General features: G+C 60.8%; 18 protein-coding genes. 9 read left to right on the top strand and 9 right to left on the bottom strand.

Annotation, left to right across the window (positions count from 1 at the left end; all coding sequences use genetic code 11):
* Window positions 1-72 precede the first annotated feature (72 nt).
* Together ACO6VD_RS00090 and ttcA are read right to left on the bottom strand one after the other, a co-directional pair.
* The gene (locus ACO6VD_RS00090; RefSeq protein WP_422416194.1) at window positions 73-744 is read right to left on the bottom strand and encodes a DNA-3-methyladenine glycosylase I; all 672 of its coding nucleotides are present in this window, start codon (window positions 742-744) and stop codon (window positions 73-75) included.
* A gap of 5 nt (window positions 745-749) precedes the next feature.
* Window positions 750-1,574, bottom strand: coding sequence for a tRNA 2-thiocytidine(32) synthetase TtcA (gene ttcA / locus ACO6VD_RS00085; protein WP_274293493.1), 825 nt, complete (start codon window positions 1,572-1,574; stop codon window positions 750-752).
* A gap of 271 nt (window positions 1,575-1,845) precedes the next feature.
* Between ttcA and ACO6VD_RS00080 the strand changes: the two genes are divergently transcribed.
* Together ACO6VD_RS00080 and ACO6VD_RS00075 are read left to right on the top strand one after the other, a co-directional pair.
* Window positions 1,846-2,445 (top strand): Yip1 family protein, encoded by a 600-nt coding sequence (locus tag ACO6VD_RS00080; RefSeq protein WP_400172889.1) that lies wholly within the window; start codon window positions 1,846-1,848, stop codon window positions 2,443-2,445.
* Window positions 2,446-2,586: 141 nt separating this feature from the next.
* Window positions 2,587-3,081 (top strand): SprT family zinc-dependent metalloprotease, encoded by a 495-nt coding sequence (locus tag ACO6VD_RS00075; protein ID WP_422416193.1) that lies wholly within the window; start codon window positions 2,587-2,589, stop codon window positions 3,079-3,081.
* Window positions 3,082-3,193: 112 nt separating this feature from the next.
* Here ACO6VD_RS00075 and ACO6VD_RS00070 read toward each other — a convergent pair whose 3' ends face one another.
* The 4 genes from ACO6VD_RS00070 to ACO6VD_RS00055 form a co-directional block, all read right to left on the bottom strand.
* On the bottom strand, window positions 3,194-4,516 hold the full coding sequence (locus ACO6VD_RS00070; protein ID WP_400172891.1) for a dicarboxylate/amino acid:cation symporter: 1,323 nt from the start codon (window positions 4,514-4,516) through the stop codon (window positions 3,194-3,196).
* 288 nt (window positions 4,517-4,804) lie between these two features.
* Complete coding sequence (locus tag ACO6VD_RS00065; RefSeq protein WP_422416192.1) at window positions 4,805-6,151, bottom strand: ATP-binding protein; 1,347 nt, start codon at window positions 6,149-6,151, stop codon at window positions 4,805-4,807.
* On the bottom strand, window positions 6,148-6,825 hold the full coding sequence (locus ACO6VD_RS00060; RefSeq protein WP_400172893.1) for a response regulator: 678 nt from the start codon (window positions 6,823-6,825) through the stop codon (window positions 6,148-6,150). Before ACO6VD_RS00060 ends, ACO6VD_RS00065 begins: the two co-directional genes overlap by 4 nt.
* A gap of 116 nt (window positions 6,826-6,941) precedes the next feature.
* Complete coding sequence (locus tag ACO6VD_RS00055; RefSeq protein WP_400172894.1) at window positions 6,942-7,544, bottom strand: hypothetical protein; 603 nt, start codon at window positions 7,542-7,544, stop codon at window positions 6,942-6,944.
* A gap of 142 nt (window positions 7,545-7,686) precedes the next feature.
* Here ACO6VD_RS00055 and ACO6VD_RS00050 point away from each other — a divergent pair, with 142 nt between their 5' ends.
* A complete protein-coding gene (locus ACO6VD_RS00050; protein ID WP_422416191.1) occupies window positions 7,687-8,388 on the top strand; it encodes a 4'-phosphopantetheinyl transferase family protein in 702 nt (233 codons plus the stop codon).
* A 3-nt stretch (window positions 8,389-8,391) separates the two neighbouring features.
* Here the strand turns inward: ACO6VD_RS00050 and fhuF are convergent, their stop codons facing one another.
* From fhuF to ACO6VD_RS00035, 3 genes are read right to left on the bottom strand one after another with little or no spacing between them, the layout of a single operon-like run.
* Window positions 8,392-8,940: a siderophore-iron reductase FhuF gene (fhuF, locus tag ACO6VD_RS00045; protein WP_422416190.1), complete on the bottom strand. Its 549-nt coding sequence runs from the start codon at window positions 8,938-8,940 to the stop codon at window positions 8,392-8,394.
* Complete coding sequence (locus ACO6VD_RS00040) at window positions 8,937-10,556, bottom strand: ATP-binding protein (protein ID WP_422416189.1); 1,620 nt, start codon at window positions 10,554-10,556, stop codon at window positions 8,937-8,939. Before ACO6VD_RS00040 ends, fhuF begins: the two co-directional genes overlap by 4 nt.
* Window positions 10,553-11,278, bottom strand: coding sequence for a response regulator (locus ACO6VD_RS00035; RefSeq protein ID WP_422416188.1), 726 nt, complete (start codon window positions 11,276-11,278; stop codon window positions 10,553-10,555). Before ACO6VD_RS00035 ends, ACO6VD_RS00040 begins: the two co-directional genes overlap by 4 nt.
* A 780-nt stretch (window positions 11,279-12,058) precedes the next feature.
* Between ACO6VD_RS00035 and ACO6VD_RS00030 the strand changes: the two genes are divergently transcribed.
* The 6 genes from ACO6VD_RS00030 to ACO6VD_RS00005 all read left to right on the top strand — a co-directional run bounded on the left by ACO6VD_RS00030 (window position 12,059) and on the right by ACO6VD_RS00005 (window position 22,508).
* Window positions 12,059-14,941, top strand: coding sequence for a ribonucleoside-diphosphate reductase subunit alpha (locus ACO6VD_RS00030; protein ID WP_422416187.1), 2,883 nt, complete (start codon window positions 12,059-12,061; stop codon window positions 14,939-14,941).
* A 254-nt stretch (window positions 14,942-15,195) separates the two neighbouring features.
* Window positions 15,196-16,443 (top strand): ribonucleotide-diphosphate reductase subunit beta, encoded by a 1,248-nt coding sequence (locus ACO6VD_RS00025; RefSeq protein ID WP_274293483.1) that lies wholly within the window; start codon window positions 15,196-15,198, stop codon window positions 16,441-16,443.
* Window positions 16,444-16,634: 191 nt separating this feature from the next.
* Window positions 16,635-19,436 (top strand): amino acid adenylation domain-containing protein, encoded by a 2,802-nt coding sequence (locus ACO6VD_RS00020; RefSeq protein WP_422416186.1) that lies wholly within the window; start codon window positions 16,635-16,637, stop codon window positions 19,434-19,436.
* 371 nt (window positions 19,437-19,807) lie between these two features.
* Window positions 19,808-20,320, top strand: coding sequence for a Bro-N domain-containing protein (locus tag ACO6VD_RS00015; RefSeq protein ID WP_422416185.1), 513 nt, complete (start codon window positions 19,808-19,810; stop codon window positions 20,318-20,320).
* A 56-nt stretch (window positions 20,321-20,376) separates the two neighbouring features.
* Window positions 20,377-22,113, top strand: coding sequence for a SulP family inorganic anion transporter (locus tag ACO6VD_RS00010; protein WP_422416184.1), 1,737 nt, complete (start codon window positions 20,377-20,379; stop codon window positions 22,111-22,113).
* 98 nt (window positions 22,114-22,211) lie between these two features.
* Complete coding sequence (locus tag ACO6VD_RS00005) at window positions 22,212-22,508, top strand: hypothetical protein (RefSeq protein WP_400172903.1); 297 nt, start codon at window positions 22,212-22,214, stop codon at window positions 22,506-22,508.
* The last annotated feature ends 126 nt before the right edge of the window (window positions 22,509-22,634 follow it).

Here is a 22,634-nt window from a genome sequence, read left to right as displayed (position 1 = left end):
ATCGCGGGGCAAGCCCGCTCCCACAGGGCTGGGGATGGCTTCTGTGGGAGCGGGCTTGCCCCGCGATCTATCTCAATGATTGACCGTGTGCGCCAGCATCACCGACAGCTGGCACAGTGGCCGGCCACTCTCGGCATGCCACTGATTGAAGGCCGCCTGCACCAGCGCCAGATCGCGCTGGCTGGTCGGTGGCTTGTCGATGATGTCCTGGGCGATCAGCGCCGCGCTCATGTCATCGGTGGGGATGAAAGTATCCTTGCCGACCATGCGCAGGAAGCGCGGTGCCGATAACCCGCCCAACTGGTTGCCATGCTTGGCCAGGTACTTCCACAGGCCGACGATATCGGTCACCGGCCAGTCGGCAATGAAAGCAGCAAAGCTGCCCTGCGCTTTTTCAACGTCGAGGATCATCTGCGCATTGCGCGGCACGCTCTTGAGCTTACCCAGGTGGCGGATGATCCGCGTGTCCTGCATCAGCCGCTCCAGATGTTCAGCGCCCATCAGCACAACCTTTTCCGGGTCGAAACCGAAGAACACCTGCTCGAAGGCTGGCCACTTGGCATCCACCAGGCTGTGCTTGAGCCCAGCGCGGAACACGCGCAGGGCCAGGGTCGAAAGGTAGCGGTCGGCGCTGATGGCACGCAGCTGCTCGGCGCTTTTCGCCTGTGGCAGGTGCGCTTCCAGGGCCTGGGCGGAGCCAAAGCGGTTCAGGCAGTACTCATGCAGCCATTGATAATCGCGCATGCCGGTCAGATGTTCAGCACGTCGAGAAAACGTGGCGGAGCGGTGTCGTCGATCTTGAGATTGACGAAGTCGAACAGGTTGCGGTCGGCCAGCTGCGACGGCACCACGTTCTGCAGGCCGCGGAAGATGCTCTCGGTACGGCCCGGGGTTTTGCGCTCCCACTCCACCAGCATGTCCTTGACCACCTGACGCTGCAGGTTTTCCTGCGAGCCACAGAGGTTGCACGGAATGATCGGGAATTCTTTCAGGTCCGAGTAGGCCTGGATGTCCTTCTCGCTGCAGTAGGCCAGCGGACGGATCACCACGTTACGGCCATCATCGGCGCGCAGCTTCGGCGGCATGGCCTTGAGGGTGCCGTTGAAGAACATGTTGAGGAAGAAAGTCTCGACGATGTCGTCGCGGTGATGACCCAGGGCCATTTTGGTCGCGCCGATCTCGTCGGCAAAGGTGTAGAGGGTGCCGCGACGCAGGCGCGAGCACAGCGAGCAGGTGGTCTTGCCTTCCGGGACCAGCTCCTTGACCACCGAGTAGGTGTCTTTCTCGACGATGTGGTACTCGACGCCCAGGGCCTTGAGGTAGGCCGGCAGCACGTGCTCGGGGAAGCCCGGTTGCTTCTGGTCCATGTTCACCGCGACGATCTCGAACTTGATCGGCGCCACTTTCTGCAGGTACAGCAGAACATCGAGCATGGTGTAGCTGTCTTTGCCGCCGGACAGGCAGACCATGACCTTGTCACCGTCTTCGATCATGTTGAAGTCGGTGATGGCTTCGCCAGCGAGACGACGCAGGCGTTTTTGCAGTTTGTTCTGGTTGACCGAAAGGGTGCCCATAGCGCTTGGAATCCGCGAGGTGTGACAAAAGCGGCATATTTTACGCACAAACCGCTGCCAGGCGTAGGCCAATCCGATAAAGACTGCAAGGTGATTAGCCGGGCCGCTGACAGCGCGATTTGCTCTAAAAAGCCGGCTTTGAGCGGCTAACTCCTTCCTATACTGCGACATAAGGCCACAGCAACCGTGACCTCGATCCTCTGGCCCCTATTACTTGGGGTCGCAAGCGCTCCTCTGGGGGGCGATGGCAACAACGGAAGGAGTGACTGGCATGATCCATCACGTTCTGGGGCTGTTTACCCATCCTGACCAAGAATGGAAAGAAATCCGTGGCGAGGAAGAAAGCATCAGCCACATGTACCTGACCCACACACTGATACTGGCGGCTATCCCCGCCGTGTCAGCGTTTATCGGCACAACCCAGGTCGGCTGGGTCATCGGCGATCGCGCCCCGGTCATGCTGACCCAGGAAAGCGCGTTATGGATGACCATCATGTCGTACCTGGCCATGCTGGCCGGGGTCGCGGTAATGGGCGCGTTCATCCACTGGATGGCGCGTACCTACGACGCCAATCCGAGCATGGCGCGCTGCATCGCATTTGCCACTTACACCGCAACGCCGCTGTTCGTGGGCGGCCTGGCGGCGCTCTACCCCCACCTGTGGCTGGGGATGGTCGTCGGCACGGCAGCCGTGTGCTACACGGTTTATCTGCTCTATGTCGGCCTGCCGACCTTCATGAACATTCCTTCGGATGAAGGCTTCCTGTTCTCGAGTTCGGTACTGGCGGTCGGCCTGGTGGTGCTGGTAGCCATCATGGCCTTCACCGTGATCGTTTGGGGACTAGGCGTGGGGCCTGTCTATACCAACTAGAATCATCTATTAGAAAAGCAGCAACATAGGCGCAGTAACCATCAGGCCGCCGCAAAGGCGGCCTGATGCTGTGCGCTGACAGGTGGCTCGGCAACGCCGCGACGGTTGCGGCATAATTGTCGGCCAGGAGTGTTCCCCGATATGCCCGAACTGCTCAAATCTCGCGTCGAAACCTGTTACCAGCAAGCCGAATCCTTTTTCAAACGCCCCTTCCCTCGCCCTGAAGTCAGCTTCAAGCTGCGCGGACAGAAGGCCGGTGTCGCCCATCTGCACGAAAACCTGCTGCGCTTCAACCTGCAGCTGTACCGCGAAAACAGCGAAGACTTTCTCAAACAGACCGTGGCCCACGAGGTCGCGCACCTGGTGGCCCATCAACTGTTTGGCGACCGCATCCAGCCGCACGGCGAAGAATGGCAACTGATCATGCGCGGCGTGTATGAACTGCCGCCCAACCGTTGCCACAACTATGCAGTCAAACGCCGCACGGTGACGCGCTACATCTATCGCTGCCCGTGCGCTGGCAGCGACTTCCCGTTCTCGGCGCAACGCCACAGCCTGGTGCGCCAGGGGCGGCGCTACCTGTGTCGACGTTGCCGAAGCACCCTGGTGTACAGCGGGGAGACGCGGGTGGAGTGACAAACGCATCGTGGGGCAAGCCCGCTCCCACAGGATGTTCACAATCACTGTGGGAGCGGGCTTGCCCCGCGACATGCACAAAAAAAAGCCCATCCGAAGATGGGCTTTCTCATTATCGAGCCGGGCCTTCAGCCACGCCCAGATCATCCATCGGACGGGTATCAACCAACGGCGAACCACCAGAGTCCAACTCGGTGCGCAGTTTGTCTTCGTCCAGCTCATTGACCCACTTGGCCACCACCACGGTCGCCACGGCGTTACCGATCAGGTTGGTCAGGGCGCGGGCTTCGGACATGAAGCGGTCGATACCGAGAATCAGCGCCAGACCGGCAACCGGCAGGTGGCCAACAGCGGACAGGGTCGCTGCGAGGACGATGAAGCCCGAGCCGGTCACGCCAGCAGCACCTTTGGAGGCCACCAGCAGCACCAGCAGCAGGGTGATCTGGTGAGTGATGTCCATGGTGGTATCGGTGGCCTGAGCGATGAACACCGCAGCCATGGTCAGGTAGATCGAGGTACCGTCAAGGTTGAACGAGTAGCCGGTCGGGATCACCAGACCCACCACAGACTTCTTCGCGCCCAGACGCTCCATCTTGGCCAGCATGCGTGGCAGCGCCGACTCGGAAGACGAGGTACCCAGCACGATCATCAGTTCTTCACGGATGTAGCGGATCAGCTTGAGAACGCTGAAGCCGTGAGCACGGGCGATACCACCGAGAACCACGAGGATGAACAGCACGCAGGTGACATAGAAGCAGGCCATCAGGTAGCCCAGCTGCACCAGCGAGCCCACGCCGTACTGGCCGATGGTGAAGGCCATGGCACCGAAGGCACCGACCGGCGCCAGCTTCATGATCATGTTGATGATGTTGAACATGACATGGGCAAAACGGTCGATCAGGTCCAGCAGCGGCTTGCCGTAGGCACCCAGACGATGCAGGGCGAAACCGAAGATCACCGAGAACATCAGCACTTGCAGGATGTCGCCGTTGGCGAAGGCACCGACCACGGTGTTAGGGATGATGTTGAGCAGGAAGCCCACGGTGGTCTGCTGTGCGCCGGCGGCGGCATAGGCAGCCACGCTGCTGGCGTTCAGGGTGCTGACATCGATGTGCATGCCGGCGCCCGGCTTGACCACGTTGACCACCACCAGACCGATGATCAGGGCAATGGTCGAGACAATTTCGAAGTACAGCAGCGCGTAGCCACCGGTCTTGCCCACCGACTTCATGCTCTGCATGCCAGCGATACCGCTGACCACGGTGCAGAAGATGATCGGGGCGATGACCATTTTGATCAGTTTGACGAAGCCGTCACCCAGCGGTTTGAGAGCTACCCCGGTCTCAGGGTAGAAATGGCCCAGCAGGATACCGATGGTGATCGCTACTAACACCTGGATATACAGCGATTTGTACAGTGGCTGACGCGTCGTCATGGCTATTTCCTCAAGTGTACCGGCCCGATCCTTCCCAGGACGCGAGGGGTACCTAAAGCGCGAACCCTCCTGCACTGGAGGGATTTGTTGTGTCGAGCTGCCTGGCAGAACTCTGTCAGGTCAATAGCAAGCCCGATGCCAACGTGCGCTTTAACGGTGCAAGCCCCGTATTTACGGGGGTTCTCTGCACAAAGAGGTAGCAACTATGCCGAGCGGATTGGCGGATTTCCGCCCGACATCTTTTGCAAAGGGTTTAGGATGGCGGTAATCCGCCCAAGGGATGGCGACTCAGTCCAGGCTGAAGCGAATACGAAAGGCCGCACCGCCCAGCGGCGAGTCATCGAGGGTCAGGCTGGCGTCGTAGCTTTCGATAATGTCCTTGACCACTGCCAGCCCGATGCCCTGCCCCGGGTTCTGCCGGTCAAGGCGCTCGCCACGCTGGAGGATACGTTCGCGTTGGTCCGGGGGTACGCCAGGACCGTCGTCCTCGACACACAGCTCGACCTCTGTCGGCCCGCTACGCAGGCTGATACGGACCTGGCTCAGGCACAGGCGGTAAGCGTTTTCCAGGAGGTTGCCGAGCAACTCGAGCAAGGCGCCCTGCTCCATGGGCACTACAGCCGATTCGGGAAGGTCCAGGCTGATCTTCACCTGTTTGTCGCGGTACACCTTGGCCAGAGTGCTGCACAGGCTTTCCAGCACCGGCTGCAAGGCCACCTGGTGACGCACCAGACCACTTTTGCGCAGGCTGGCGCGTTGCAACTGGTAGTCGATCTGCTGGCTCATGCGTTCGATCTGGCTTTGCAGAATGCGCGCCTGCTCACGGTCTTGGCGGCGCTGGCCCATGCTCTCACTGACACCCTGGAGCACGGTCAACGGGGTTTTCAGGCTATGGGCAAGGTCTCCCAGCGAATCGCGGTAGCGTTGCCGCTGCTCACGTTCACTGCGCAGCAGGCGGTTCAGTGAGCCGGTCAGACGCAGCAGCTCACGTGGATGTTCGGCACTGAGCCCGTCGCGGGCACCGGACTCGACATCGTCCAGCTCGCGACTCAACTGCCGCAGTGAACGCAGCCCCCAGGTCAGACCGGCCCAGAGCAGCACCAGCAAGGCCAGCAACGCCGCACCGAAGCCCAGGTACAGGCGTTCGCGCAAGCCGTCGAGGGTATGCTGGTATTCGCGCACCGGTTGCAGGGCGACGATGCTGAACGCCGCCGTCTTGCCGCCCAATAGCTTGACCTCGACGTCATAGACAAAGAACTCTTCGCCATCGGCCTGGCGAATCCGCGCAAACTCGTTGCCTCGTCCGTCATAACGCGGGGTGTAGTTGATGTTTTCATCGGCCGTAGCCCGCGAGCGCCAGACCAGATTGCCCTGGCGATCATAGATATAGCCGAGCAGACGGCTGTCCGGCAGGTTGTACTTTTCGTCAGGCAGCAGCGCGGGCATCTGCAACTGGTTGTGCTCGATGCGCGCGGCGGAAATCAAGGTGGTGACATCCGACGCCAGGCGCTTTTCGATCGATTCCTGCAAAGCCAGGCTGAAGGCCTTCTGCAAGGCCGGCAGCAGGCCGAGCATGAACAGCAAGGCCAGCAGCGCGGCTGCCAGCATCAGGCGCAGGCGTAACGAACGAATCATCGGCAGCGCTCGGTAAACAGATACCCCAACCCACGCACCGTATCGATAGGCTTGAAGCCGTTGTTGCCTTCAAGCTTGCGGCGCAGGCGGCCAACCAGCACCTCGATCACATTCGGGTCGCGCTCATCGTCATCGGGGTAAAGCTGCTCCATCAGGCGGTCCTTGGCCACCACCTGCTGATGATGGCGCATCAAATACTCAAGGATGCGGTATTCATAGGCGGTCAGCGCCAACGGCTGATCATCGAGGCTGGCCTGCTTGCGGTTCAGGTCCAGGAGCAACGGCCCCGCCGCGATGGTCGACTGGACAAACCCGCTGGAGCGGCGCAGCAAGGCATTGAGACGTGCCTCCAGCTCTTCGAACTGGAAAGGTTTGACCACATAATCGTCAGCCCCCGCCGCCAGCCCTTCGACCTTGTCCTGCCAGTTGCCCCGTGCGGTGAGGATCAGAATGGGGAAACTCTTGCCCAGGGAGCGCAATTGCCGAATCAGGTCCAGCCCGCTCATGCCCGGCAGGCCGAGGTCGATCACCGCCAGGTCATGGTTGAACTGCTCGGCCTGGTACAACGCCTCTTCGGCGTCAGGCACCGCTTCAACCACGTGTCCACTTTCGCTCAAGCGACTGTACAAGTGATGACGCAACAGCGCCTCATCCTCAACCACCAGCAGTTTCATAGGTTCCTCCCTACCCGTGCCGGAGATCCAGGCTCCGGCGCAACATCAACCCCATGCAGAATAACAGCGAACCGGCCATGCGCTTGCAGGCCGGTTCGAACATCCTCATCAGCAGGTCAGAATGCGTAGTTGGCCGACAGGTAGGTTTGCGCGCTGCTGTCCAGGCGCAGGGTGCCGACTTTCGAGCCGCCGTGCTCGGCAAGCTCGGTGCTGGCGTTGCTGCGCAGGTAACGGTAGCCCAGTTCGACCGAGGCATTGTCGGTGACTTGCTGCAGCAGGCCTGCTTGCAAACCGATCGCGTAGCCGGTGTCGGTGTCGCGGCTATAACCGGATGACTCCTGGCTGAGCTTGGTCAGGCCGGCGCTGGCACCGCCGAACAGCTTGGTGCTGGTGCCCAGCGGATAGAACAGGTCATAGCTGCCCAGCAGGTTTTCCTGACGCATCTTCAGGCCGCTGTGGTCATTGGAGACGTTGTCATAGGTGAGGTAGTAGCGGCCCTGGTCGTTCATCTGGCCAACGCGTACGCCCCAGGTTCCGTCCTTGCTGATGATACCGTCGGTGTTCAGGTGGTCGGTGTTGCTGCTCAGCAAGCCGGATTTTTTGATCTTGTCGCTGGTCTGGCCGTAGGTGACACCGGCGAACGTGGTGTCGGCGGCCTGGACGGCAGCACTGGCGCCGAAAAAGGCTACGGCGAGGAACAGGGTGTTGAGCGCTTTCATAATGTTTACTCCTGGCGAATGTGCCGTTTGGGTGTTGAAGCCAGAGTAAGCAAGTCGTCCTGAACAGCCGCTGAACCCTGCCTGAACCTGAGCTGAACAGCTGCACTGGCAAGCCCCCGACAGCCACGGCACAATAGCGCCCATGAACCGACACCCCACCTGCTGCGCCCCACTGCTGCACCACTGGCCCCTGCCGCTTGCGGTCAGCGGCGCAGAGCTGGTCAGTTGCGCCTTTGACCCTGCCCTGCTGGCCAGCGACGACTTCGCCTGTGCTGGCATCGAGCAGACACCCAGCCTGCAGCGCTCGGTGGCCAAGCGTCAGGCCGAGTACCTGGCCGGTCGCGTATGTGCCCGCGCGGCCTTGCAGCGTCTGGATGGTCGCGAGTACATCCCTGGCACCCATGAAGACCGCTCGCCGATCTGGCCCGCCGGCATCAGCGGTTCGATCACCCACGGCAAAGGCTGGGCTGCAGCCGTGGTGGCGCGCAGCAGCGATTGCCAGGGGCTGGGCCTGGACCAGGAAAGCCTACTCAGTGATGAACGTGCCGAACGCCTGGCCCGGGAGATTCTTACCGAGGCCGAGCTGCACAGGATGGACGCCGGGCAAACCGGCCTGACCGTCACCCTGACCTTCTCGCTCAAGGAAAGCCTGTTCAAGGCGCTCTACCCTATCGTCCAGCAGCGTTTCTACTTTGAGCACGCCGAAGTGCTGGAATGGTCCGCAGACGGCCACGCGCGCCTGCGCCTGCTGACCGACCTGTCGGCGCAGTGGCATAAGGGACGGGAACTGGATGGGCAGTTCTGCTTGCAGGGTGACCAGTTGCTGAGTCTGGTCAGCGTCTGAGTTTCAGCTCGGTAACGGACAGTGCTCACAGTGTCCGACCCAGTCCACCTTATAGCTGAGGCAGCAGACTCGCCGACGGCGATTGCCTGAGGCATCCAGGCCGACGGCGGCATAGAGGGGACTGTCGGGCCAGGTGAGCAAGCTGGACAATTCACCGCCATCAACCTCGACGCGCTGCAGCGCTTGATCCAGGCAATCCCCGGCATTGCCCCAGAGTATCCCCGGCGCCACCGCGCCCAACGCAGCGAGCCGCGACACCACTGGCTGCAGGTGCTGTTCGAGAATCGCCTCCAGCCCTTCACAGCCTGCGCCCTGTCCTGTCAGCGTTAATGGCAGGCCGCGGTCATCCAGTGCAATCCGGGTGGCGGCGAATACCGGCAGCACGGATCCGCCAAGCAGCGTCTGCCACACCGCTGCAAAGTAGTACTTGGACCACTGCGACACCAATACCGGGCGCTGGACGGGCATCAGTTCGGGGCCATACAGCCCAAGCAGCAAAGCATCGAAGCGTGCCGGTGCCAGTACCTGCTCAAGCGGCAGACTGGCACTCATTCCTGCTCCTGATTGCGCGGCCAGCTCAGGCTGAAGCAGGCGCCGCCCAGACGCTCACTGCGGCCGACCGAGGCGCGGCCTTTATGCCAATAGATGATCCGCCGCACGATAGACAAACCCAGGCCATGGCCACCCGACGCACGCGTGCGGCTGTCATCAAGACGGGTAAACGGGGTGAAGATCCGGTCCCAGACATCTTCCGGTACGCCCGGACCATCATCTTCAACATCGATCCGGCAGCGCTGCAGGCCCAACTGATAACTGATGCTGACCTGCGACTCGGCATGGCGCATGGCGTTGCTGACCAGGTTCTGCACCGCCCGGTGCAAGTAGCGCGGCTCGGCTTCAACCCATGGCCCAGCCTGCCCATCCGGGCCCGGTTCACCGCCCTGACACGGCCCGCGCACAACCTTGACGTCGCTGCGCAGTGGCGCCAGCTCAGTGATGACCTGGTCCAACAAGGCATCCAGGTCGACCCGCTGAAAATGCAGAGCCGGGGAGCCCTGCTCGAGACGGGCGTAGGTGAGCATCTCGTCGACCAGCTTGTCCAGGTCCTGAATATCGCCGTCCATGCCGCTCAAATACTTTTCCCGGGCTTGATCGTCACGCGCGCTGGCGAGCATTTCCAGCCCGAAGCGCAGCCGCGCCACCGGTGTACGCAGTTCATGGGAAACGGCCCGTACCAGTTCACGCTGGATCGCCAACGAGCGCTGCAAATGCTCCGCCATGCGATTGAAGGCCGCAGCCAGACGCCCGACCGAATCGGCATCATCGGCGCCCACGCGGGTTTCCAGGCTGCCCAGGGCAATACGCGTGGCGGCGGCTTCAAGGTCGGACAGGCGCCGCTCCAGCTGACGCACCAGCAAATAGACGATCAGGCCGATCAGGCACAGTCCGAGCACCGCGATCAGCGCCAGCAGTTGTGGCGGATAGGGGTTCATCTGGTAGAGCGGGCCGATCTCCAGCACCCAGGGCGTACCGACCATACCGGCGACCACGCGGATCGAGTCGCCATCCTTGCCCAGAGCCATCACGGTATCGCCTTCATCGACACGCCGGCGCTGGTCCTCGTCCATGTTGGTCTGTTCGATGCGCCGTAGACTCAGGTCGAAACCGAACCCCTTGCTTTGCTTGATCTCGGCCAGACGCCGGGGTTGCTCACCGATCGGGTAGCGCACCAGTTCATCGGCCAGCAGGTAAATCGTTGCCCGCGCCAGCTGTTCGCTGATCTGCTCGACCTCGCCGACCAGCAGCAGATCTTCGGTACCGATCTGACGCATGACCCGGGCCGCATGGGGACCGGTCTTTTCCACCAGCACCTGGCCACGCTGCAGCTGGCTGCGCTGACCGCCATCCAGGCCAGCGGCGGCCATGGATTGCAACTCCAGCGGAATGCCCAGCAAGCGTTCCCAGATCAATAGATTGCGCTTGCGCTCAACCTCGCCCAGCGCCACCAGGTTGTCGGCCATCAGGGTGAACGTACCGTGGGCCAGGCGCTCGCGGTACTGAGCGGCGCGTACCTCGTTAAGCAGGTGCACACTCAACACCCCGAGCACAGCCACCAGCACCAGGGCGGCGAGCATGCCGCCATAAATGCGCAGGAAAATCGAATTCATTGCGCCTGGTCCAGGGCCTCAGCCGCCTCGCGCACGAACAGGTAGCCTTTGCTGCGGATGGTCTTGATCATCCGTGGGTGTTCAGGATCGTCACCTATTTTCGGGCGAATCCTGGAAATACGCACATCTATGGAGCGGTCCAGGCCGTCATAGCCCACCCCGCGCAGGGAGGTGAAGATCTCTTCACGGGACAGGGTACGTCCGGCGTTGCTGACCAATAGCCACAGCAAGTCGAACTCTGCACTGGTCAACTCGATACCGTTATCCCGAAGCCAGGCTTCACGCAGGATATTGTCCACCCGTAACGGGCCGAACTGCAGGCACTGCACCGGCTCGCTTTCAGTGGCGGGCTCACGGCGGCGCAGCAGCGCGGTGATACGCGCCAGCAACAGGCGTGGGCGCACTGGTTTGCAAACGTAATCGTCGGCGCCCAGATCCAGGCCCTGAACCTGATCGAGATCGTCGCTGCGCGCGGTAAGTATGAGGATCGGACCAGCAAATTGCTGGCGCACCTTGCGGCAGATGCTCAGGCCGTCTTCGCCGGGCAGCATCAGGTCGAGAATGACCAGGTCCGGCTGCTCGGCAATAATCCGCGCCGCCGCCTTGGCACCGTCACCTTCGACCTGGACATCAAAGCCGTTGGCCTGCAGGTACTCACGGGTCAGATCGGCCAAACGCTGGTCATCCTCGACGATCAACACCTGACTGCGCTGCTGCTCCACGGTTCACCTCTACAGCTTGTTTTTATTAAAGCGTGCCCTGGGTGGTGGTTCACCAAAAGGCAACATCGGCCCCGGATACTACGTCGAGCACCGTCGCCTGCCAACCATCGCCACAAGTGGCAATAAACCACAGGGTAGATTGTTCGGAAGGCTGTCGGATTTGTGGTAGGGTGCGCGCCGCAAAATGTGCGGCAAGATAACCTTGGTGAGTGAAAAAAAGGGTGACAGACGGTCATCTGGCGCTAAGACACGGCCTACAAGGCCTTAGGCAAAATCACTCACAAACTACCCACAAGTTATCCACAGAGCACGACCTTGCAATACCCCCGCGACCGCATTATCTTGTATCCCTATCGCAACAAAACACTACATCTTGGGTTTTGAAGAGATTCCCAAGCACAAGTCGAGCAAAAAACTCAAGCCCTGATTCAGTGCTTTTTTGCTTGAACTTTAGAAACATTCAGCAGCCAAACCGCTCCTGCGGAGGCGTCCGTTGCAAACCCTCGGAGGGTGTTGTTTCGGGTACGGGTGTTGCAAGCCATAGGCACACCGTACAGCAACAGTTTTGAGTCGTAGATTCAGAACCTTTGACTTCGGCCAGGGAGCGGCAAGTAATTGCCCCTTTATTCCTGCTCTGTCCCGAAGTGAGTATGCCCGGCCTGTCCGGCATGCCGGAACGTCGTGTTCCCGTGTGTCGTCAGCGTCGGTTGTTGAGCTTTCGGACGGAACGGCTGGCGCCCACAAAGCGCCTAAACAAACATAGAGAACGTGGAGACACCCATGCAAACCGACACAACTCGCGAGAACCCGCTGGCTTTGGCGCCGCAGGCCGCTGATTCGAATCAGGATCTGGCTGCTACCGCCCCAGGCCAACTGCGTGTGATCAAGCGCAATGGCACTGTCGTCGCCTACACCGACGACAAGATCACCGTGGCCATCACCAAGGCGTTCCTCGCAGTTGAAGGCGGCACCGCCGCTGCCTCGTCGCGTATCCACGACACCGTTGCCCGCCTGACCGAACAGGTTACCGCGACCTTCAAGCGTCGCATGCCATCGGGCGGCACTATCCACATCGAAGAGATCCAGGACCAGGTCGAACTGGCCCTGATGCGTGCCGGCGAGCAGAAAGTTGCCCGCGACTACGTGATCTACCGCGACCAGCGCGCCAAAGAGCGTGCTACCCGTGTTCACGCCGAAGACGCCAACGTACAGCCGCACCCAAGCATCCGCATCACCCTGGCTGACGGCAGCTTCGCACCACTGGACATGAACCGTCTGAACACCATCATCACCGAGGCCTGCGAAGGCCTGGCCGAAGTCGATGGCGACCTGATCCAGCGCGAAACCCTGAAGAACCTCTATGACGGCGTGGCCATCAAGGACGTCAACACCGCCCTGGTGATGACCGCCCGTACCCTGGTCGAGCGCGAGCCGAACTACTCGTTCGTCACCGCCCGCCTGCTGATGGACACCCTGCGTGCCGAAGGCCTGGGCTTCCTCGGCGTGGCCGACAGCGCCACCCACCACGAAATGGCCGAGCTGTACGCCAAGGCCCTGCCGGCCTACGTTGCCAAAGGCGTCGAGTTCGAACTGCTGAACCCGGCCCTGGCCGACTTCGACCTGGAAAAGCTGGGCAAGGCGATCAACCACGAGCGCGACCAGCAGTTCACCTACCTGGGCCTGCAGACCCTCTACGACCGTTACTTCATCCACAAGGATGGCGTACGTTTCGAACTGCCTCAGGTGTTCTTCATGCGTGTGGCCATGGGCCTGGCGCTGGAAGAGAAAAACAAAGAAGCCCGTGCGATCGAGTTCTACAACCTGCTGTCGTCCTTCGACTACATGGCTTCGACCCCGACCCTGTTCAACGCCGGTACCCTGCGTCCACAGCTGTCGAGCTGCTACCTGACCACCGTGCCGGACGACCTGTCGGGCATCTACCACGCGATCCACGACAACGCCATGCTGTCGAAATTCGCCGGTGGCCTGGGCAACGACTGGACCCCTGTGCGTGCACTAGGCTCCTACATCAAGGGCACCAACGGTAAATCCCAGGGTGTCGTACCCTTCCTGAAAGTGGTCAACGACACCGCCGTAGCGGTCAACCAGGGCGGCAAGCGCAAAGGCGCTGTCTGTGCCTACCTGGAAACCTGGCACCTGGACATCGAAGAATTCATCGAACTGCGCAAGAACACCGGTGATGACCGTCGTCGTACCCACGACATGAACACCGCCAACTGGATCCCTGACCTGTTCATGAAGCGCGTCTTCGATGACGGCAAGTGGACCCTGTTCTCGCCGAACGAAGTACCTGATCTGCACGACCTGACCGGCAAGGCCTTCGAAGAGCGCTACGAGTACTACGAAGCCCTGACCGAGTACAACAAGATCAAGGTGTTCAAGACCATCCAGGCCAAAGACCTGTGGCGCAAGATGCTCTCGATGCTGTTCGAGACCGGCCACCCATGGTTGACCTTCAAGGATCCGTGCAACCTGCGTTCGCCGCAGCAGCACGTTGGTGTGGTCCACAGCTCGAACCTGTGCACCGAGATCACCCTGAACACCAACAAGGACGAGATCGCGGTCTGCAACCTGGGCTCGATCAACCTGCCGAACCACATCGTCGACGGCAAGCTGGACACCGCCAAGCTGCAACGCACCGTCAACACCGCCGTGCGCATGCTCGACAACGTGATCGACATCAACTACTACTCGGTGCCGCAAGCGCGTAACTCGAACCTCAAGCACCGTCCGGTCGGCCTGGGCATCATGGGCTTCCAGGATGCACTGTACCTGCAGCACATCCCTTACGGCTCCGACGCTGCCGTCGAGTTCGCCGACAAGTCGATGGAAGCGGTCAGCTACTTCGCCATCCAGGCCTCCTGTGACCTGGCTGACGAGCGTGGTTCCTACGAGACCTTCCAGGGTTCGCTGTGGTCCAAAGGCATCCTGCCACTGGATTCGCAACAGATCCTGATCGAAGCCCGTGGCCAGAAGTACATCGACGTCGACCTGAACGAGACCCTGGACTGGGCACCAGTACGTGCTCGCGTACAGAAAGGTATTCGTAACTCGAACATCATGGCCATCGCGCCGACCGCGACCATCGCCAACATCACCGGCGTATCGCAGTCCATCGAGCCGACCTACCAGAACCTGTATGTGAAATCGAACCTGTCGGGCGAATTCACCGTGATCAACCCGTACCTGGTTCACGACCTCAAGGCCCGTGGCCTTTGGGACTCGGTCATGATCAACGACCTGAAGTACTACGACGGTTCGGTACAGCAGATCGAGCGCATCCCGCAGGAACTCAAAGATCTGTACGCCACCGCGTTCGAAGTGGAAACCAAGTGGATCGTCGACGCCGCCAGCCGCCGTCAGAAGTGGATCGACCAGGCCCAGTCGCTGAACCTGTACATCGCCGGCGCTTCGGGCAAGAAACTCGACGTGACCTACCGCATGGCCTGGTACCGTGGTCTGAAAACCACCTACTACCTCCGTGCCCTGGCCGCGACCAGCACCGAGAAATCGACCATCAACACCGGCAAGCTCAACGCCGTTTCCAGCGGTGGCGACAGCGCGCCGATCCAGGCAGCCGGCCCAGCGCCAGTGCCTAAGGCTTGCGCTATCGACGAGCCGGATTGCGAAGCCTGCCAGTAAGTCGCTAAAAGGCGCCGCCCCACCAAGGGTGGCGCCTCACGCTCCCTGTAGGAGCGGGCTTGCCCCGCGATAGCGCCAGCAGCCCCTCCTTCACAGCGTCAGACAAAAAGGTCCGGGATCCCTCGGCCCTCCTCCGCGAGGAACCACCTCCGGAAGCATTCCAAGTTTTGCGTGCACCGCAGTACCTAACCGCAAGCACCGCAACCAAGATCCATCGGCCATACTGATCATGGCCCTCAAGCAGGAGACCCACCATGCTGAGCTGGGACGAATTCGATAAAGACGAAGGCGAAGAAGCCGCCAAAGGCGCAACCGCCACTCAAGCTGCTGCCGCAGGCATCGACAAGCTTGATAACGCCGGCGGTGTAGCCGCCCTGGAAGCCCGCGCCGTGACTGCCGATGACTCGGACGCCGTCAAGCGTGCCAAGGCTGCCCTGGACCAACTCGACATCGCCGAAGGCCTGGCTGAGCTGGAAGGCTCCGCTGCCCGTGTTGCGGTTGACGAAAAGCGCATGATCAACTGCCGCGCCGACCTCAACCAGCTGGTACCTTTCAAATACGACTGGGCCTGGCAGAAGTACCTGGACGGTTGTGCCAACCACTGGATGCCGCAAGAGGTCAACATGACCGCGGACATCGCCCTGTGGAAAAACCCGGAAGGCCTGACCGACGACGAGCGTCGCATCGTCATGCGCAACCTGGGCTTCTTCTCCACCGCCGACTCCCTGGTTGCCAACAACCTGGCCCTGGCCGTGTACCGCCTGATCACCAACCCGGAATGCCGCCAGTACATCCTGCGCCAGGCGTTCGAAGAGGCGATCCACACCCACGCCTACCAGTACTGCATCGAATCGCTGGGCATGGATGAAGGCGAGATCTTCAACATGTACCACGAGATCCCGTCGGTTGCGAAGAAAGCCGCCTGGGGCCTGAGCTACACCCGCGCGATCTCCGACCCGGAGTTCAACACCGGTACCGTCGAGACCGACAAAGAGCTGCTGCGCAACCTGATCGCCTACTACTGCGTTCTGGAAGGCATCTTCTTCTACTGCGGCTTCACCCAGATCCTGTCCATGGGTCGCCGCAACAAGATGACCGGCGTTGCCGAGCAGTTCCAGTACATCCTGCGTGACGAATCCATGCACCTGAACTTCGGTATCGACGTGATCAACCAGATCAAGATCGAAAACCCGCACCTGTGGGATGCCGAGATGAAGGAAGAAGCCTCGCAGATGATCCTGCAGGGCACCCAGCTGGAAATCGAATACGCTCGCGACACCATGCCGCGCGGCGTACTGGGCATGAACGCAGCGATGATGGAGGACTACCTCAAGTTCATCGCCAACCGTCGCCTGTCGCAGATCGGCTTGAAAGAAGAGTACCCAGGTACCACCAACCCGTTCCCATGGATGAGCGAAATCATGGACTTGAAGAAAGAGAAGAACTTCTTCGAGACGCGGGTTATCGAGTATCAGACCGGTGGCGCATTGAGCTGGGACTGATCGTCCGCTCGTGTTCTCCCATAAAGAGGCTACCGCAAGGCGGCCTTTTTTTATGGCCGCGGCTTGCGATTTTCGGCCTTGCTCGGGCCTTCGGCATTGGCGCCGACGGCGAGCGTGCACTAGCGTTCACGTATCCAGCCTGCGGCAAGCACGGCGCTGGTGGTACCGATCATGCGGAGCAAACAGATAACATGCCGGATCTGCGCCCAAACCCGACGCTGAACCTGGAGTATCGTGCCGAGCGCCCGATCTTCGCGGACTTTCTGCAACAGGCAAGACGCTCGCCTGATGCAACAGCCATCAACGCTCAAGACGCCACCTGCAGCTATGGCCAGCTTGAGCAGATCAGCCAGGGGATCGCGGCATTCCTGCTGGAAAACGGTGCCAACGGAACCGACCGGGTAGTGATCGTCTCGAGCCGCTGTGCCGGGCTGGTGTATGCCATGCTCGGCGCCTTGCGGGCCGGATTGACCTTTACCATTGCCGACGCCGCGTATCCCCCTGCCCGTATCGGCCAGATCATTCGCACACTCGAGCCGGCCTTTGTCTTGCTGTGCGGTGACGCCAATCTCGAACACTCCCATGGGTTGCCACAGGTCGTCAGGGTGCCGGAGGCGCCCGCCAATTCGCTGAGGCAGTTCGCCTGTACGCAGACAGTCCTGCCGGAAGTGGACCCCGAGCGTCCGGCCTATATCACCTTCACCTCGGGTAGCACCGGCGAACCCAAGGGCATCGTGACCCATCACGCGCCACTGGTGCATTTCATCGAGTGGCATGTCCGCCGCCATGGATTTACCCAGGGCGACTGCTTTTCTCTGTTGTCGGGGCTGGGACATGACCCGGTGTACCGCGATGTGTTCACACCGCTGTCGATTGGCGCAACGATCTTCTGTCCCGCGCAGTCGACCCTGATAAACCCCGCGGCCCTGGCAGAGTGGATACACAGGCATGAGGTATCCGTCATTCACCTCACGCCGCCGCTGGGCAAGTTGATTGAAAGCGGGGCGAGGATGAACGGGCAGGTGTTCAATCGCCTGCGCTATCTGTTCTGGGGCGGGGATGCGCTCAGCCCTGCGCTGTACGAGCAGATGCGCGCCGTTGCGCCGGATGCCATCAGTGTGAACTTCTACGGTACGACGGAAACCCCGCAGGCCATGGCGTTCCATCAAGTTGATGGGCAAACCGACAATGCAGGCATCCCGCTGGGCAAAGGCATTGATGGCGCGCAATTGCTGGTGGTGAACGACGCCAATCAACTGGTCGGTGAAGGCGAAGTCGGAGAGATCCTGATCCGCAGCCCCTATCTGTCGCTGGGCTACTGGGGTGACAGCGCGTTGACCGGGGAAAAGTTCGTGGTCAACCCGTTTACCGGTGCCCAAGGCGATATCTGTTACCGCACCGGCGACCTGGGCACCTATCTTCCAGATGGCAACGTCAAGTTTCTCGGACGTGCCGACAGCCAGGTGAAGATACGCGGCCATCGCATCGAACTGGCTGAAATCGAAAGCGCTATCACCCGGCAGCCGCGAATCAAGCAATGCGTGGTACTGGCCAACCATGACGCCCCGATGATTCGACTGGTCGCCTATTGCGTGGCACAACAGCCCGTGGCGTCGGCCCAATTGCGCGAGGCGCTCGCTGGCCAGCTTCCGGACTATATGGTGCCGGCGTTGTTCGTGTTCCTCGAGGCCATCCCGCTCACCCCCAATGGCAAGATCGACAAGCGGGCGTTGCCTGCGGTGTTCGACAACACCACTGCAACCGCCGGTACCCGGCATGACTTGTCACCGCAGGCACAGAAACTGACCGAGGCCTGGGCGAAAATACTCCAGGTGCCCCACGTCGATGCCAACCTGACCTTCGTGGAGCTGGGTGGCGACTCGTTGTCCTATGTTCAGGCGTCAATGGTGCTCGAAACGCTGATCGGCCGTCTGCCGGATCGCTGGGAAACCACACCCGTACGGGAACTGGCCGAGCTGACCAAGCAGCCCAAGGCGTCAGCGCTGTCACTGCGGGCCATGGAAGTTCCGGTATTGCTGCGGGTGGTCTCCATCATCCTGATCGTCATCGGGCATTTGCATGTGTTTTCGAACTGGTTGATTGGCGGCGAGACCACGGTGCTGTTTCTGATCTCCGGCATCGCCCTGGCGAGGTTTCAGTTCAAGGCCATCGATGAGCGCGGGGACGCCCGGATGCTGGTCAAATCCGTTGCCAGCATCGCTGTGCCGACCCTGCTTTACACCGTGCTGACGCAGTGCCTGTTCGACAGGATTCACTGGCAATCGCTGCTGCTGATTTCCAACTGGTATCCGCCGGATCTCATCGGTCCTTTTTACTATTGGTACATCGAAGTGCTGGTGCAGATGCTGCTGATCATCGGGCTGGTTCTGTCGATCAAACGGGTTCGCACCGTGATCATGGCCGATCCGTTTCGCTGCCTGCTAACCGCCGCCTGCGCACTGCTGGTGGCGGATGTTCTGCTCAACCTGTGGGTGTTCGACGCTGCGCCACTGTACAACCGGGTGCCGCAGCACTACCTGGCGGTGATGGTGCTCGGCATGGCCATTCACTATGCCGAATCGACCACGCAGAAGTGGGGCGCCAGTGTGATGGCTGTGGTGGTTATCGGTGGCCTGGATACTCTGGCCATTGCCGACTTGGGCTGGCAGCAATGGTTGCAGAACAAGCACATCGATATCGCCTTGCCGGCGATACTCCTGCTGGTCTGGCTGAAATCCGTTGCCGTGCCTGGCCCTATTGCACAGGCAGGCGCACTGATCGCCTCGTCCACCCTGTACATCTACTTGACCCATTTCCAGTTCCAGTCCGTGGCCCGGCGTATCTTCGATCAGCCGGCGTTCTCGGTAATCCTCGCTATCGTCGGAGGGGTGGTGGTGGGATATTGCTGGAACAAGGTGGTTCAAATCGTACTGATGCGCTGGAACCGCAGCCGGAGCAAGCGCGGGGTGGAGGCAGTCGAGCCTGTGGCGTGAATTTGCAAATTCAGAAATGGACTACACGGCAGTGATTGACCCTCTGCCCCAACCTCCTTACGGTACTGCTTGGCGCCTAAGAAACGCTCACACAGCGGCTCGCCCGCTCCCGACAGATGCGGCATTTTTGTGCCTGTGGTTTACTGCTGCGCGCAAAAAACACTCTGTCATGTCGGGAGTGGGCTAATACAAGACCCGAAAGGGAAATATGTCCGGCCCGCTGTGTGGGGTTTCTTAGCTCCCGACACCCAGCCCTTACCAGGCTGACATCACACAGAGGTATAGGAAATGCCTACCGACGCTCACGCGCGCAGGCCTTTCGCAGACGCGGCTCGCCTGTTCAACGCTTACTGCTCCAGCCGAGGTCAGCCATGACCGAACGCTATGAACCGCTACGCTTCTCCCGCCACAACCGCCCTCTCCACGCCCTCTGGCTCGACTCCCAGGCCTGGTTCAGCGCCCGCGAACTGGGCCGCCTGGTAGGCCGCTATGTGGACGACCACATCGTGCGCAAGCTTGATCCGGATCAGCAGCGGACCCTGTCATTGTTGCGTTACGGCGAGTACCGTGAAACGGTGATGATCAGCGAGTCTGGCGCTTACACCGTGCTGGCCCATCATTACATTCCCGAGAATCGCAACCTGAGGCGCTGGCTGACCTATGAGGTGATCGCGGTATTAAGGGAAAGGCAGGATCTAATCGCGCAGGACGTTCCGCGAATTGGCCAGCTGGATTGGGGCGGACATTCGCTGAGCCTGTTGCAATGGCAGCATGAGCCGTGGATTCGCCTGCGGGATGTGCCGCAAGTGGTGTTTGAACCTGACGTCTCGGCGGATACATGCTCAACCTGGCGACAGCTAGCCACACGCAGGCTCAGGCCTTGATGCCGGGCGTACTTAAATAAGCGCATTATCGGCCCAGGGACAGCAAGGAGCACGGCATGAACCAACTCCCGGAACACCCCAGCGCCGCCACCCGGCACCACTGGCGACGCTGGCTGCCCGGGTTGCAGGTGCTGCGAAGCTACCAGATGGGCGATCTGCCGAAAGACCTGCTGGCCGGCCTGGTGCTGACCACCATGCTGGTACCGGTGGGTATCGCCTATGCCGAAGCTTCTGGTGTGCCGGGTATCTTCGGACTGTACGCGAGCATCGTGCCGCTGTTGGTCTATGCCTTGTTCGGACCAAGCCGCATTCTGGTACTCGGACCCGACTCGGCGCTGGCCGCAATCATTCTTGCCGTGGTGCTGCCATTGTCCGCTGGCGATCCTCTACGGGCCATTACCCTGGCCAGCGCAATGGCCCTGGTTTCCGGGCTGGTGTGTATTGCTGCGGGCTTGCTGCGTCTGGGTTTCATCACCGAGCTGCTGTCCAAGCCCATTCGCTACGGCTACATGAACGGTATTGCCTTCACCGTACTGATCAGCCAGACGCCCAAGTTGTTCGACATCTCCGTGCAAAGCACCGGCCCCCTGGCCGATGTCATGGAACTGGCTCACGCGCTGTTGGCAGGCCAGGCCAACTGGGTCGCCTTCGCCATCGGCGCTGCGACCCTGGCGTTGATCCTTGGGCTCGAGCGCGTCAGGCGCGTGCCGGCGATCCTGATTGGTGTGGTCGCAGCGACCCTGGTGGTGGGCAGCCTCGGCCTCGACGCCCGTGACGGCGTCAAGGTACTGGGCGCTACGCCACAAGGCTTACCCGGTTTCGTGGTGCCCTGGTTGCGCGCTGAAGACCTGGTCACGGTGCTGATCGGTGGCATTGCCGTCGCCCTGGTGTCGTTCGCCGATACCAGCGTGCTCTCTCGCACTTATGCAGCCAAGACCCGTACACCTGTCGACCCGAACCAGGAAATGGTCGGCCTGGGCGTCGCCAATCTGGCAACGGGGTTGTTCCAGGGTTTTCCCGTCAGCAGCAGTTCCTCGCGTACACCGGTCGCCGAAGCGGCCGGGTCGCGCACTCAACTCACCGGTGTGTTTGCCGCCTTGGGGGTAGCGGTGTTGCTGCTGTTTGCCCCCAACCTGCTACAGCACCTGCCTAACAGCGCGCTTGCTGCCGTGGTGATCGCAGCCGCCATTGGTTTGTTCGAGATCAAGGACCTGAAGCGCATCTACCGCATCCAGCGCTGGGAGTGCTGGCTATCGATTACCTGCTTTGTCGGCGTGGTGGTACTCGGTGCCGTCCCGGGCATTGGGCTGGCGGTTGTCATCGCGGTGATCGAGTTTCTCTGGGATGGTTGGCGTCCGCATTACACCGTGCTCGGTCGCGTCGACGGGATCCGTGGCTATCACGACATCTCCCGCTACCCCAGAGCCCGCCTGGTGCCTGGCCTGGTGCTGTTTCGCTGGGATGCACCGCTATTCTTCGCCAATGCCGAGTTGTTCCAGAAGTCTGTGATGGAGGCTATCGCCAATTCTGCGACCGAAGTGCGCCGAGTTGTCGTGGCTGCAGAACCGGTCACCAGTGTCGACGTTACCTCGGCGGATATGCTGGTGGAGCTTGAACAGTCACTGCGTGCGGCCAACATCGAACTGCGCTTTGCCGAAATGAAAGACCCGGTCAAGGACAAGCTCCAGCGCCTGGAAGTCCTCGACCATATTGGCCGGGATATTTTCCAGCCAACGGTTGGCGCCGCGGTAGATGCCTACCTTGAAGAGCATGCCGTGGACTGGACACCTTAGTGGCCAGCGAAGATGAAGGTTAGCGCCGCATCCACTGCCAACCTATGCGAAAATACCGGCGCTTTTGTTCATATGTGTGGAGATGTACAGTTTTGGTAATGCACTACTCAATCAGCAACGACTCGGTCGCTTGCGGTCGCAATGGCAATAACCTCAGCAGCACTTCTGACGCCGACCAGGTCGATTGCAAATCGTGCCAGCGCTCGCTGGTCAAGGTTGATGCCGCCCCGGTAAAGAAGGCCACTCCATCGTTGGCAGAACTGCGCAAGCAGCGCCAGGCCAGCCAGGTCAAAGCAGCGCCATTCTGCTTCAAGGCCAACTGGCGTGCACGCCTGGCCGCCCAGCCTGATCGCTGCCGCTTGCCTCGCGGTGTAGCGCCGCAGGCTTTCGTTTAAGCGTACGCAAGCCTGAGACCACCCTGCGGGGTGGTTTTTTTTGGTCTGGTGTTTTGTGGTTGCCGAACCAGTGGGCCAGTGGGAGCGGGCTTGCCCCGCGATGCGATGTAACTGACGGACCGCAAT

Source organism: Pseudomonas sp. GZD-222, from assembly GCF_049310525.1.
GTDB lineage: Bacteria > Pseudomonadota > Gammaproteobacteria > Pseudomonadales > Pseudomonadaceae > Aquipseudomonas.
This window is presented reverse-complemented; position numbering and strand designations above follow the sequence as displayed.

Coding starts and splice junctions, on each gene's coding strand:
- ttcA (WP_274293493.1), bottom strand. CDS start 1,574: ATGGGCACCCTTTCGGTCAACCAGAACAAACTGCAAAAACGCCTGCGT.
- ACO6VD_RS00040 (WP_422416189.1), bottom strand. CDS start 10,556: ATGAATTCGATTTTCCTGCGCATTTATGGCGGCATGCTCGCCGCCCTG.
- ACO6VD_RS00050 (WP_422416191.1), top strand. CDS start 7,687: ATGAACCGACACCCCACCTGCTGCGCCCCACTGCTGCACCACTGGCCC.
- ACO6VD_RS00080 (WP_400172889.1), top strand. CDS start 1,846: ATGATCCATCACGTTCTGGGGCTGTTTACCCATCCTGACCAAGAATGG.
- ACO6VD_RS00005 (WP_400172903.1), top strand. CDS start 22,212: ATGCACTACTCAATCAGCAACGACTCGGTCGCTTGCGGTCGCAATGGC.
- ACO6VD_RS00030 (WP_422416187.1), top strand. CDS start 12,059: ATGCAAACCGACACAACTCGCGAGAACCCGCTGGCTTTGGCGCCGCAG.
- ACO6VD_RS00075 (WP_422416193.1), top strand. CDS start 2,587: ATGCCCGAACTGCTCAAATCTCGCGTCGAAACCTGTTACCAGCAAGCC.
- ACO6VD_RS00025 (WP_274293483.1), top strand. CDS start 15,196: ATGCTGAGCTGGGACGAATTCGATAAAGACGAAGGCGAAGAAGCCGCC.
- ACO6VD_RS00065 (WP_422416192.1), bottom strand. CDS start 6,151: ATGATTCGTTCGTTACGCCTGCGCCTGATGCTGGCAGCCGCGCTGCTG.
- ACO6VD_RS00070 (WP_400172891.1), bottom strand. CDS start 4,516: ATGACGACGCGTCAGCCACTGTACAAATCGCTGTATATCCAGGTGTTA.
- ACO6VD_RS00010 (WP_422416184.1), top strand. CDS start 20,377: ATGAACCAACTCCCGGAACACCCCAGCGCCGCCACCCGGCACCACTGG.
- fhuF (WP_422416190.1), bottom strand. CDS start 8,940: ATGAGTGCCAGTCTGCCGCTTGAGCAGGTACTGGCACCGGCACGCTTC.
- ACO6VD_RS00090 (WP_422416194.1), bottom strand. CDS start 744: ATGCGCGATTATCAATGGCTGCATGAGTACTGCCTGAACCGCTTTGGC.
- ACO6VD_RS00020 (WP_422416186.1), top strand. CDS start 16,635: ATGCCGGATCTGCGCCCAAACCCGACGCTGAACCTGGAGTATCGTGCC.
- ACO6VD_RS00060 (WP_400172893.1), bottom strand. CDS start 6,825: ATGAAACTGCTGGTGGTTGAGGATGAGGCGCTGTTGCGTCATCACTTG.
- ACO6VD_RS00055 (WP_400172894.1), bottom strand. CDS start 7,544: ATGAAAGCGCTCAACACCCTGTTCCTCGCCGTAGCCTTTTTCGGCGCC.
- ACO6VD_RS00015 (WP_422416185.1), top strand. CDS start 19,808: ATGACCGAACGCTATGAACCGCTACGCTTCTCCCGCCACAACCGCCCT.